This window comes from Desulfoplanes sp. (assembly GCF_054921335.1).
The window spans coordinates 1-12,050 of sequence record NZ_JBUDSQ010000079.1 but is presented as its reverse complement, the minus strand read 5'-3'; the positions used below and the strand labels follow the sequence as shown (position 1 = coordinate 12,050).

Annotated in this window: 13 protein-coding genes; 1 reads left to right on the top strand and 12 read right to left on the bottom strand. The window is 55.0% G+C overall.

What is annotated here, in order from left to right:
- Window positions 1-81: 81 nt before the first annotated feature.
- The 5 genes from ACY692_RS12660 to map all read right to left on the bottom strand — a co-directional run bounded on the left by ACY692_RS12660 (window position 82) and on the right by map (window position 4,854).
- Window positions 82-798 (bottom strand): substrate-binding periplasmic protein, encoded by a 717-nt coding sequence (locus tag ACY692_RS12660; protein ID WP_462325737.1) that lies wholly within the window; start codon window positions 796-798, stop codon window positions 82-84.
- A gap of 321 nt (window positions 799-1,119) precedes the next feature.
- Window positions 1,120-1,896 carry an HAD-IIA family hydrolase gene (locus tag ACY692_RS12655; protein WP_462325736.1) on the bottom strand — a complete coding sequence of 259 codons (777 nt, stop codon included), beginning with the start codon at window positions 1,894-1,896 and terminating at the stop codon, window positions 1,120-1,122.
- 5 nt (window positions 1,897-1,901) lie between these two features.
- Complete coding sequence (locus ACY692_RS12650) at window positions 1,902-2,777, bottom strand: pyridoxamine kinase (protein WP_462325735.1); 876 nt, start codon at window positions 2,775-2,777, stop codon at window positions 1,902-1,904.
- Between the two features lie 270 nt (window positions 2,778-3,047).
- On the bottom strand, window positions 3,048-3,956 hold the full coding sequence (locus ACY692_RS12645) for a zinc dependent phospholipase C family protein (RefSeq protein WP_462325734.1): 909 nt from the start codon (window positions 3,954-3,956) through the stop codon (window positions 3,048-3,050).
- A 10-nt stretch (window positions 3,957-3,966) separates the two neighbouring features.
- Window positions 3,967-4,854, bottom strand: a complete 888-nt coding sequence (gene map / locus ACY692_RS12640) for a type I methionyl aminopeptidase (RefSeq protein WP_462325733.1) — start codon at window positions 4,852-4,854, stop codon at window positions 3,967-3,969.
- A 137-nt stretch (window positions 4,855-4,991) separates the two neighbouring features.
- On the opposite strand from map, the gene ACY692_RS12635 reads away from it, so the two are divergent.
- Window positions 4,992-5,276 carry a hypothetical protein gene (locus ACY692_RS12635; RefSeq protein ID WP_462325732.1) on the top strand — a complete coding sequence of 95 codons (285 nt, stop codon included), beginning with the start codon at window positions 4,992-4,994 and terminating at the stop codon, window positions 5,274-5,276.
- A gap of 55 nt (window positions 5,277-5,331) precedes the next feature.
- On the opposite strand, the gene phoU is transcribed toward ACY692_RS12635, so the two are convergent.
- The 7 genes from phoU to pstC all read right to left on the bottom strand — a co-directional run bounded on the left by phoU (window position 5,332) and on the right by pstC (window position 11,781).
- Window positions 5,332-6,018 carry a phosphate signaling complex protein PhoU gene (phoU, locus tag ACY692_RS12630; protein WP_462325731.1) on the bottom strand — a complete coding sequence of 229 codons (687 nt, stop codon included), beginning with the start codon at window positions 6,016-6,018 and terminating at the stop codon, window positions 5,332-5,334.
- Window positions 6,019-6,149: 131 nt separating this feature from the next.
- Window positions 6,150-6,911 (bottom strand): phosphate ABC transporter ATP-binding protein PstB, encoded by a 762-nt coding sequence (gene pstB / locus ACY692_RS12625; protein ID WP_462325730.1) that lies wholly within the window; start codon window positions 6,909-6,911, stop codon window positions 6,150-6,152.
- Window positions 6,912-6,995: 84 nt separating this feature from the next.
- Window positions 6,996-8,783 carry a HAMP domain-containing sensor histidine kinase gene (locus ACY692_RS12620; protein WP_462325729.1) on the bottom strand — a complete coding sequence of 596 codons (1,788 nt, stop codon included), beginning with the start codon at window positions 8,781-8,783 and terminating at the stop codon, window positions 6,996-6,998.
- Window positions 8,784-8,948: 165 nt separating this feature from the next.
- A complete protein-coding gene (locus ACY692_RS12615) occupies window positions 8,949-9,620 on the bottom strand; it encodes a response regulator transcription factor (RefSeq protein ID WP_462325728.1) in 672 nt (223 codons plus the stop codon).
- Between the two features lie 33 nt (window positions 9,621-9,653).
- Window positions 9,654-10,514, bottom strand: coding sequence for a phosphate ABC transporter permease PstA (gene pstA, locus ACY692_RS12610; protein ID WP_462325727.1), 861 nt, complete (start codon window positions 10,512-10,514; stop codon window positions 9,654-9,656).
- A 43-nt stretch (window positions 10,515-10,557) separates the two neighbouring features.
- Window positions 10,558-10,707, bottom strand: coding sequence for a hypothetical protein (locus ACY692_RS12605; protein WP_462324775.1), 150 nt, complete (start codon window positions 10,705-10,707; stop codon window positions 10,558-10,560).
- 180 nt (window positions 10,708-10,887) lie between these two features.
- Window positions 10,888-11,781: a phosphate ABC transporter permease subunit PstC gene (gene pstC, locus ACY692_RS12600; protein ID WP_462325726.1), complete on the bottom strand. Its 894-nt coding sequence runs from the start codon at window positions 11,779-11,781 to the stop codon at window positions 10,888-10,890.
- Window positions 11,782-12,050 lie beyond the last annotated feature (269 nt).

Below are 12,050 nucleotides of genomic sequence, written 5' to 3'. Positions count from 1 at the left end.
AGTACACAAGGGCCGTGGCAAAGCCCACGAGTACAATGACCGTGCTCAGGCTCAGAATGAGGATCGTCTTGATGGATCGCATCAGTTTTCACCCAGTAGTTGGTGGACGATGGTGTTTCGCATGGCCTGGATCGTCCCATCCTGTTCCATGGTCGACAAGACGTGCAGGACCTTGGGAACCAGATTTTCATGCTTTCGGTTCAGATAATGAAATGAGGCCAGGGTTTCCAATGGCGGATGTATGGGTGCGATTCCCTGCAGCCCCAGCTTTTTGATGGTGAACATGCAGGTCAGATACGAGTCCACAGCCACATCGATTCTGCCGCGTGCGAGCATGAGCAGCATGTCTTCCTGTTCGTCCAGGGCTTCGGTCAGCATGTCCTTTGTGCGCTTTTCTGCCAGCAAAAATCCTCGCACATATCCGATCCGGTACGGTTGCAGGCTGTTCCAGTCGGTTATGGGCATGGATGCATTTTTCGTGAACGCCATGATTTGTGAATGGAAGACCGGTGTGTCGACCCTGATCAGATTCGAGTACGAAGCGCCGATGTCGGGTACATTGAAAAGAAGCCCGTCCACGCTGCCGTTGTTCGCCTTTTTGAACATCCTGTAGCCGGGAAGGTATTGCAGTTCGATGTCCATGCCCAGACGATCGTAGGCCTCGGTGATGACCGCCTTCGCGAGCACGATGTTGGGGGTGTCGGCATCCGGATATGTGGCAAAGACCATGGTTTGACGGGCAAAGGCTGGAAAAGCGGAGAGAATGAGCATCAAGGATATGGTGATACATCGGATCATGGAGGTTTCCCCGCCTGGTGCCGTCCCGGGAAGAGGAAGACGGTTTTTCGGTATTGTGGTGGTTTGCCGCATGGAGATGTCATACATACATGAAGGTCTTGTTCGGTCAAAGACCTAGCACGAGAATGCGTGAAGAGACAAGGCGAGAGGTTGGTTTCCGAGGATTTTCAGGAGGGGGATTCGGGGGGCGATGGCAGCAGTTTCTTATGGCGAGCCGATGCAAAGTAGCAGTGCGATTTTGGCAGGGTGGGGCTATCGGCTTGCAGGGAGGGGAAGGCTTTGGAAGAAGAAATGCGTCGTGATGGGAGGTAATGAAGATTTTCAGATGACGCCCAGATCCGGCAGGACCCAGGTGGGTTTGTCCGGGCATGCGTCCACATCCTCCTGGCTGGATTCGCCGCTCAGAACGAGAATGCTGTCCATGCCGGCGTTACGGGCCAGGACCATGTCGGTGTACAACCGGTCTCCGGCCATGACCATGTCGCGGGGAAGGTAGGTTTGGAGGAGCCGCTCGAGCACGATGGTGTTGGGTTTGCCGAAGATGATGTCCGGGGCGCGGCCCGTGGCGGATTCGTACAGGGCGATAAAGCTGCCCGTGTCCGGGAGCGGGCCCTCGGGGGAAGGGCAGACCCTGTCCGGGTGCGTGGCCAGAAAGGCGATATTTCTGTTTTGCAGGAGCAGGCAGGAGGTGCGCAGCTTTTTATAGGTCAGCTCAGTATCATAGCCGAGCAGGACCGCCTTGCACCGGGCGGGATCGTCCGTAAATACGCACTCGGGAAGATGTTCTCGGATGTAGGCACAAAATTCGGTGTTGCCCACGGGGTAGACGGCCAGGAGCGCATTTTCCCGCAAATGGTCCACCAGGGGGATCAGGGGAGAGATGATCCGGTCCATGGTCGCCGGGATGCCCAGACCGTGCAGTCGGGCCAGGTAGGTGTTGAGATTTTTTGAGGTGTTGTTGGTCAGGAAGAAAAAGTCTTTGTTCTGCCAGTGATCCCGGATGAACTTCACCGTGCCGGGAATGGGATGGTCGCCCAGGTACACGGTGCCGTCCAGATCAAAGATGAAGCATTGTTTTTCGAGGATGGGATGCGCCATGGGGACTATTCCAGGATCTGGTAGCTGGAGGCCATGACCGGGCCGCTCAGACTGGGGAGGACCCGCTCCAGGAGCACGCCTTCCCGGGCCGGAAAATCGTAGCCAAAGGTGGATCGGATGGCCAGGGACACGAACTGCACGGCCCTGTCCAGGGCGATGGGCAGGCTGTCACCCTGGAGCAGGGAGCCCACGATGACGCTGGCAAAGATGTCTCCGGTGCCGGGATAATGGGCCGGGATATAACTGCAATCCACCTTCCACAATCTGTCGTCGGGCCGGTTGTAGGCCAGGACCGAGGAGACATTCGTATCCTCGGGAACGGGTACGCTGGTGATGATCACCTTGCGGGGGCCCTTGTCGGCCAGCCTTTTGGTCCATGTCTTGAGTTTGTCCAGACTAATGGACGGATCATAGGGTTCGTCCAGCAAAAAGGCGGCTTCGGTGAAATTGGGGGTGATTACATCGGCGTGTTCGACCAACCCCCGCATTTTGGCAATCATGGATGCGTCCATGGTCGAGTAAGGCTTGCCGTTGTCCCCAAGGACCGGGTCGACCAGAATGAGCTGGTCCTTATTGGAAAAGTCCCGAATGAAGTCCTGGACGATATCGATCTGTTTGAATGACCCGAGAAACCCGCTGTATACGGCGTCGAAATGGATGCCGATCTCCTTCCAATGGGTGACGATGGTCTGCATCTGCTCGGTCAGGTCCACGAACCGGTAGTTCTGGAACCCCCCGGTGTGGGTGGAGAGCACGGCCGTGGGCAGGGAACAGGGCTGCACGCCCATGGAGGAGAGAATGGGAATGACCACCGAAAGGGAGGTCCGGCCGAATCCGGAAAGATCATGGATGGCTGCTGCGCGGGGGACGGGGTTTTTCATCGGCCTCTCGGAAGAATGTGGGAACTATGCGGGTCAGATTGTGGGGCTACAATCCTTTATTCAACGCCCAACATTAGCGCTGATTAATAACTATCTAAATTTCTCAAACCTCTAAAATCTCTCAAATTTCTAACATTTTTAACATTTCTCTCCATGTTTTTCTCTGCGTCGCTGGGTCTCGAGCGAGTTTGCGAGCGGGGCGGTGAGAGCTTTTCTTGGGCTGTGGGCATATGCCTGCAATGGGAAACACCTGAATAGTTGCGGATACATTCAGCTGTCATTGGCCGCCCGGAGCCATGTCTTGCCGGAAGGGCTCCCCGGGACGAGGTCCCTGAGTTTGAGGGGGACCGGGAAGACGGGCAGGGATTTTCCCTGTCTGATGGCCTTCCTGCGTCCCTTGCGGGCCAGGTGGGCGTGCCTGAGGTTTCTGGTGCCCACGGGATCGAGGTCCAGGACCACGGAGGTCTTGGGGGTGGACAGGAAGTCACGGACAACGTTCCGGCTCAAAAGGACCATCTGGTCGAGATATGCCGGGTCCGTAGCGCGGGGGATGACCTGATCCATGAGTCCCAGGGAGGTGTTCCAGGATTTCTGCCCCGATGCCAGAACACTCCCCCGGAAGAGCTGTTTTTTCAGATAGAAGGGGAAACGTTTGTTTTCCGTGACCTCGAGAAGGGTCCTGTCGGCTCCCCGGTGTTTGTGCTTGAAGAGTTCTCTGGCCTCGGACGGGTTCCATGCGACATACATATCGGCCTGCATTTCGATGTACACATGGTTCAGTTTGCCGCTGCCCGGGGTCTGGGCGAGCATGTTGGGGACGTAAAAATTGTGGGCCACGGTATCGGCGGCCAGATGGCTCAAATAGCCGTAGGCATATGCCTTGAGCCGGCTGGACGGGGCGAGGTCCAGAAGACGTTTGCCCACTGACCAATTGTGGCTGTGGGTCGGCGTGGTCCGGCATCCCTTGCCGATGAAGATATCCGCGCTCAGACAGCCGTAAAGAAACGATCTGGGATGTTTGGCAAGGACCGCAGCGATGGCCGGAGCGATCATTCCGAGATGGTTCAGAATATGGTTGCCGATGGCCATATGGACCCCGGCGCCCCAGGCGAAGGCCGTGGGGGCGGAGATCAGGAGAAAAAATATTCCCAGAAAAATGATGCGGACTGTCTGGCGCATGGAAGGATTCCTAGAGGTCAAAGGGGGTCAGGCTTTCGCAACCCTCTCCAGTGATCACAAAGGTCTGCTCGAACTGTGCCGAGAGTGAACCATCCTTAGTAACCACCGTCCAATGGTCGTCAAGGGTGCGCACGTGACGTGCACCCCGGTTGATCATCGGTTCGATAGTGAAGACCATGCCCGGTACGATCTCGACCCCGTACCCCCGTCTGCCGAAATGGGGAACCTCCGGGGCTTCGTGGAAGTTGAATCCGACCCCGTGGCCCACGAGTTCCCGGACCACCGAGCACCCCTGGGATTCGGCATAGTGCTGGATAGCCCAGCCGATGTCGCCGATAGAGTTGCCGGGTCTGGCCATTTCCTTGCCCCGCTTGAGGGATTCCCGGGTGATGTCCACGAGCTGCACGGCCTCGGGAGAGGGGGTGCCGATGAAGAAGGTCTGGTTGCAGTCGGCATAATAGCCGTCCAGGATGGAGGTGATATCCACGTCGATGATGTCCCCGTCTTTCAGGGCATAGGGGCCGGGGATGCCATGGCACACGACCTCGTTCACCGAGGTGCACACGCTTTTGGGAAAGCCGTTGTAATTCAGGGGAGCGGGAATGGCCCCGTTCTTGATCGTGAATCCGTGGACGACCGTGTTGATCTCTTCCGTGGTCGTGCCCGGAACCAGGATTTTTTTGACTTCTTCAAAGGTGGCCATGACCAGCTCGCCGCAGGTGCGGATGCCTTCGATATCCTTGGGAGATTTGAGGCGGATCTTGTGCTTGCGCAGATACTGGTCGGCCAGGGATTCGGTCTGGGGGGTTGCCTTCTTCATGCAGCATTGTTTGTACTTGAGGCCGCTCCCACAGGGACAGGGATCGTTGCGGCCGATTTTTTTATGGTTTCTTGCCATGAAAGTTTCCTTGCAAATAATGGGCGAAAAAACCTCTCCAAAAGGGAAGAGGTTTTGGGAAAGAAGAGATATGCGCGCCGGGTCAGGGGATGGGTGGAGGGAAGAAACGTTGGGCATCGCTGTGGCGCGAAGACTTTTTGCTACGCACTGGAGACAATGTCAAATGGTTGGCGGGAGTCGAGCGGGAGGTGGGGGAGGGAATGCAGGTCTGTCGATTCCAGGGAAAAGGGGGAGTGTCCAGCCGGAGATGGTCGGATCATGCACTGACCCTCCTGGGAACGCCGACCTCCTGGTCGGCACTGCGTTTACTGACCGGCAGGACCAGGGGCAGATGGGGTGCAGGCGAACATGGTGGTGTACTCCCTATGCATTGCCCCAAGGCCGAGCAGACGCTCGGCGTTCCCGGGAGGAGCAATGCATGATCGAGCCTTCATCGGCTGAATAGTTACAAATTTAAAACCGTTTTTCCCCAACCTATCAATAATATTCGTCGAGCCCATCGAAACTGGAGTGATGACGGATGTTGATCCCCTTGAAGATGAAGACCACACTTTCAGCCACATTGGTCGCGAGATCGCCGATCCGCTCGAGACGCTTGACAATGTTGATCGTGTATACGGATCGCTCGATGGCCGGGGTGTCGCTGATCATGAACTTGACGATTTTCTTGATCGTAGCGTGGTGCAGAGCGTCCACCTCGTCGTCCATGCTGCGGACGCTGAGAGCGCCTTCCGAGTCTTCGGCGGTCAGGTACTGAATGGAAAGTTCGAGCATCTTGGTCGCTTTTTGAGCCATGAGAAGAATATCATTCTGAAATGGCAGGGTAGGCCGGTTGCTGAGTGTCAGGGAATGCTCGGCAATGTTCACGGCCTCGTCTGCTATCCGTTCGATTTCAATGCTGATCCGGAAACACCCGAGAAGAAAGCGGAGGTCCTGGGCCACGGGAGACTCACGGGCCAGGATCTCGAGACAGGATTTGTCGATTTCCACGTCAAGGGCGTTGATCTCGGCGTCCTTGACAATGACCTCCTCGGCGAGATCCTGGTCGCGCTCCACATAGGCGGTGATGCTGTTATGCACGGCCCTTTCGGCAAGAGCGACCATTTCGAGAAGTTTCGCCTTCAAGACTTCCAGTTCTTTATGCAGATGCGTTGTTGATTTCATGATCTACTCGGTATTTTGGACGGTTGAGAATATGATCGCTGGTGAGCGATCAAGCCGCGATCAGCGGTCATTTACTTCGGTCTGGATTTCATGTGAACGAGATCTGGAGGGGACATTCCAGGGATGCGCGATCAGCCGAAACGACCGGTTATGTACTCCTCGGTTTGTTTTTGATCGGGCTTGGTGAATATTTTTCCGGTCTCGTTTACCTCAATGAGCTTGCCCATGTAGAAGAACGCGGTCCGGTCCGATACCCGAGCAGCCTGCTGCATGTTGTGGGTGACAATGATGATGGTGAAGCGCTGTTTGAGTTCATGGATGAGTTCTTCGATCTTTTGCGTGGCAATGGGATCGAGAGCGGATGCAGGTTCGTCCATGAGCAGGACTTCGGGCTCCACGGCCAGTGCCCGGGCTATGCACAACCGCTGTTGCTGTCCGCCCGAGAGTCCCAGGGCACTTTCGTGGATGCGGTCCTTGACCTCCTCGAACAGGGCGGCCAGTTTGAGGCTCTCCTCAACCCGTTCAGCAATGAATTCCCTGTCCTTGATCATGTTGACACGCAGTCCATAGGCCACGTTTTCGAAGATGGTCTTGGGAAAGGGGTTGGGTTTCTGAAAAACCATGCCCACCCTGCGTCTCAAGGAGACCACGTCGAGGTTGGTGGCATAGATATCCTCACCGTCCAGGGTTAGCCTGCCTTTCACCCGGGTTCCGGGAATCAGATCGTTCATGCGGTTGATGCACCGTAAAAACGTGCTTTTGCCGCATCCGGACGGGCCGATCAGCGCAGTGACCTTGTTCTCATAGAACTCGAGGTCAATGGCATGGAGGGCATGGAACTCACCATAAAAAAAGTCCAAGTTTTCTGAAGTGCATTTGACAAGAGGCTGCATACCGTTGCTTCACCTTTGATTTTGAAGGTACATGGATAGTCGTGGCACAATATTGTTTCGGGGTGCTCAAGGCCATCTGAGTGACTAGACTTTCTTGAGAGTGAACGAGAACCGTGTTCCGGATCCATGGTCAATGGGACTGGTCACCCATATCCGGCCGCCATGCTGGAGGATGATGTGTTTGCAGATGGCCAGGCCGAGACCGGTCCCGGCTATTTTGCTGTTCCGATCCTTTTCCACCCTGTAGAACCGTTCGAAAATTCGTTCTCGGTCCTGCACGGGTATGCCGGGGCCGTTGTCTTCCACCTCAAAGAGACACTCCTCGCCGCTTTTCTTGATCCGCACCGTGATGGAACCGATTTGTTCGGGAGCGTACTTGACAGCGTTCTCGAGAAGGTTCTTGAAAACCTGTTCCAGCTGGGCGGGATTGGCCAGAACCGTGCATTCTTCATCAGGTAGGTCTTCCTCGAGGGTGACCTGTTTGGGCTCAGCCATATGGGCGATGCTTTTTTTGGCCATGGCCAGGGCCGCTTTCACATGGACCGGTTGGCTCGAAACCTCGCTTGTTCCGGCGTTGCCTTCCAACCGGGCCAGATTGAGGAGGTTGTTGAGAATATTGGCCATGGCATCGGTATGTTTGAGGATAATTTTCAAAAATTCGGAAATGTTGTCTCCCCGGCATTCGTCCATGGTCATCAATGTTTCAGTGTATCCCTTGATGGATGTCAGAGGGGTCCGCAATTCATGGGACACGTTGGCCACGAAATCCTTGCGAACCATTTCAAGACGTTTGATTTCGGTAATGTTGTGGAGGACAACGATGGCCTTGATGTCTTTCTTGCCCGTGGGAACGATGTTGACATCATAGTATTTGCCGTCATTGGTTTTGAGTTGCAGGGAAACCGTTTTCTGATGGGGCTCTTCATCCTGGATGACGGCCTGGCAGGTGGTTTCGAGTTCAGGAATGCGGATGGCCTCGATGGGTCGATGGCCTCGTTTGTCCACGATGTCGGGAAAAATGGTTTCCATGCTCTGATTCCACTCAAGGATGTTGCCTTTGCTGTCCAGGGTGACCACGCCCTCTTTCATACCGTTTAGGATGGCCTCGAGTTCCCTTTTCTGGGAGGTGATGATCTCGATATTCGTCTGGATTTTTTCCGCCATGTGGTTGACGGCCTTGAGCAACGGGGCAAATTCCTTGCTCGGAGCTACCCGAACCCGTTTGGCATATTCGCCCTCTCCGATGGAAACCGCCACGGAGACCAGATGCGTGATGGACTGGGTCAATTGTCTGGCGAACAGGGTGGTCAATGCGGCAAAGATGAGCATGGTCAGGGCCATGATACCGAGAAAATGGGCGGTCATTGTGTCGAGGAGTTCCTGCATCTCGGAATAGGGCAGGGAAATACGGACGATACCCGGACCGATTCCGGGAAGAGTCTGCTTCTGGGCCATATAGATGAGGTCGTGACCGATAGTGCTGCTGAAACGGACGCTGATACCGACCGGTTCGGTCTGGGATTCGACAATTTCCGGGCGCGATGCATGGTTGTCCAGTTTCAGGAGATGGTCCTGATCGATATCGGAATCGGCGACCACGCGGCCGCTGATGTCCACGAAAGTGATCCGGACCCCGACATGCTCCCCGATCTCTTGGACCCGACGTTCCAGGGAGGTGGGTGAATAGGGGCCATTGTTGTCTTTCAGCAGCCAGGAAACGGTGTGCAGCTGCCTGCTGGCTGTTGTCAGGACATCCTGTCTGATGGTCGAGACCATTTTGTGCCGGTAGATCAGGGACGGAAGGATCAGGGCACAGACGAGGATGGCCACAAAGACGAAAAGAATTTTTGTCTTGAACGAAAAGTTTTGCATGCTCTCTACCTAATGCGGCCAAGCCGCAGTTTTAGGTTTTAGGTTTTAAGTTTTAAGTTCAAGCTGTTATAAAATTTTCTTGTTTTTTATGGCAGACTTGCGCGAGTGAGGTACTAACGGACCGGACCATGAGGTTGCGAGAAAGGGAAAAAACAAAACGATGCATTATTTCATCCTGTAGCCGATACCGCGGACGGTTTCCAGAAGATGAAAGTGGGCACCCATTTTCTTGCGTAACCGCCGAATATGGGTGTCTACTGTTCGAGCATATCCTTCGAATTCATACCCCCAGACCCTGGACAGGAGGTGTTCTCTGGTCAGCGGTCGACCCTGATTGAGAATGAGTTCCCTGACCAGTTTGAATTCCGTGGCCGTGAGTTCTTCCGTGTCACCATCGATCCGGAATTCGTAGGTCTCGAAATTGACGTAGATCCCCTTGTTCTTCCATTCGGTCATTTCTCTGGGTGCCGGTTTGATCCTTCGGAGGATCGCTCTGATTCGCAGGATCAATTCCTTGGGGCTGAAGGGTTTGGTCACATAATCATCGGCCCCCAGTTCCAGCCCGGTGATGGTGTCTCCTTCCTCCCCCTTGGCCGTGAGCATAATGATGGGAATGTGTTTGAGACCGGGATTTTCCCGAATTTTCCGGCAGACCTCGAATCCGTTCAGTTTCGGGAGCATCAGATCGAGAAGGATCAGATCGGGGGCGTCCTTGCGGACTTTTTCCAGGGCATCGTAGCCGTCCACGGCCTTGGTCGTCTCGAATCCGGAGTTTTCCAGGTTGAAGGCGAGCAGGTTCAGGATATCGGGTTCGTCCTCGACGATCAGTATGCGCATGACACGTTATTCCGGTTGTGGTTTTGAAAGATGTTACCTGGCCCGTTTCTGGATCCTGGCCCTGTACCAGATGGCAATGAGGTTCATCCCGAAAACAAGGATGATCAGAACCAAGGATGTTCCATACTGGAGGGGTCGGGTCTTGTCGATGGCGGTGCCCGCGGTTGCCAGGACATAGACGTGATAGGGCAGGGCCATGACATCGTGAAAAATGGACGTGGGCATCTTGGGGGAAAAATAGACCGCTGCCGTGAACATGATCGCGGCGGTTTCTCCCGCAGCCCGGCTGAGCCCCAGGATGGATCCGGTCAGCATTCCCGGAAGGGCGGCCGGAAGGACGACCTGACGGATGGTCTGCCATTTGGTGGCGCCGAGCCCGAGAGAGGCCTCGCGGTAGGTCTGGGGGACCGAGCGCAGGGCTTCTTCCGATGTCCCGATGATCACCGGCAGAACCAGAAATCCCAGGGTCAGGATACCCGAGAGGATGCTCACCCCCAATCCCATCCAGGTGACGAACAGGGACAGGCCGAAGAGACCGAAGACCACCGAGGGGACTCCTGCCAGATTGTTGATGGCAAATCGGATGAATCGGAGCAGCTTGCCCGGTCTGGCATATTCGTGCAGATAGATGGCCGAGGATACCCCCAGGGGGAAGGCGATGGCCATGGAACCGAAACTGAGGATGATCGTCCCCACGATACAGGGCATGATCCCGCCCTGGGTCATGGAATCAAAGGGTTTCTGGGTCAGAAAGTCCCAGGTGATCACATGGGCACCGTTGACTACCAGAAAATAGACGATGATGGCCAGAGCGAGCCCGTTAACGATGACCGAAAGACGCAGCAGGGAGAATACTCCGGCCTGGATGGCTTTTCGAGTTGTCGCATTGTTCATGATGTCTTTCGCACCTTTGAGTACCTTATTCAGAATGTTGTAACTATTCAGCACCATAACTCGGCATGAGGCAGTGGCTTTTCCTGGGAACGCCGAGCGTCTGCTCGGCCTTTCGGACACTGCCTAGTGGTATATCGTCATCGTTGATCCGACGGTACCATTCTCCCTGTTTTCTGCCGGTTTGTACACGCATTGCCGAGCAGACGCTCGGCGTTCCCGGAAGGGACAAAACAGGATCGGGCTATTGGTGGCTGAATAGTTACAGAATGTTCTGGTATAAAAAACAAGAAAATGGTATAATAGTTTGAAATTAAAACCTAAAATCTAAAAACTAAAACTTAAACCTAAAACTTAAAACTGCGGCTTGGCCGCACTAGAGCGTTGCTGCGCCGGTTTGTTTGTGTTTGTGGGCGATGTGTTCGGCGATCATGTTGAAGAACAGGGTAAAAATGAACAGGACCATGCCGGTGGCGAACAGGGCGTAGTAATGGTCACTGTGAAAGGGGGCTTCGGCCATTTCCGCGGCAATGGAGGCAGGCATGGGACGGACCGGATCGAAGATGGAGATGGGGATGAGGGCCGCGCCGCCCGCAACCATCAAGACGACCATGGTTTCGCCGATGGCCCTGGACATGCCCAGGATGACGGCCGTGCTGATGCCGGAAAGGGATGCCGGAAGAACGACCTTGGCGATCGTCTGCCAGTGGGTAGCACCCAACCCCAGGGAGGCCTCTCTGAGTTCGCCGGGTACCGAATAGATGGCGTCCTCGGAAACCGAACAGATGGTGGGGATGGACATGAACGCGAGCATGACCGAGGCGTTGAACAGGTTGAGGCCCGTGTCCAGGTCGAAATAATTCTGCAGAAAGGGCGCCACAATGACCATGCCGAAAAACCCGATGACAACCGAGGGAAGCGCGGCCAGAAGTTCCACGATGGGCTTTAAGATGTTGCGCATCCGCCGGGAGCAGATTTCTGCCAGATAGATGGCCGTCATGACACCCAGGGGAATGGCCATGAGCGAGGAAACGAATGTTACGCCCAGGGAGGCCGCGATAAGCGGCAGAATCCCGAAATCCGGGGGATCGGATGTGGGATACCAATCACTCCCGAACAGGAAGGCCGTCACCGAGACGTCCTTGAAGATGGGCATCCCCTCCATGAACAGGAAGACCATGATCAGAGTCAGAACCAGGATGGAGACACATGCAGTGACCAGAAAAAAGGTCTTGATGCATGTCTCGCGGAAAGCTCTATGTGTTTTCATGACGACTCGGGGGTAAGGCATTTAACATTTGAGAAATTTTAGAAATCTCGTAGGGGCAGATTCCATATCTGCCCTTTTTCGCGTCCGGAACCCTCTCCCACCGTTTCCGTGTACCCCGAACCCCTGTCTGCCCTCTATGAATCCGTTTTTACCCTGTTTTCGGATATCGAATTCATGGAGGACGTGGTATCCAGGGAATAAAATTACATCCGGGGGGCGGATATGGAATCCGCAAGGGCGGATATGGAATCCGCAAGGGCGGATATGGA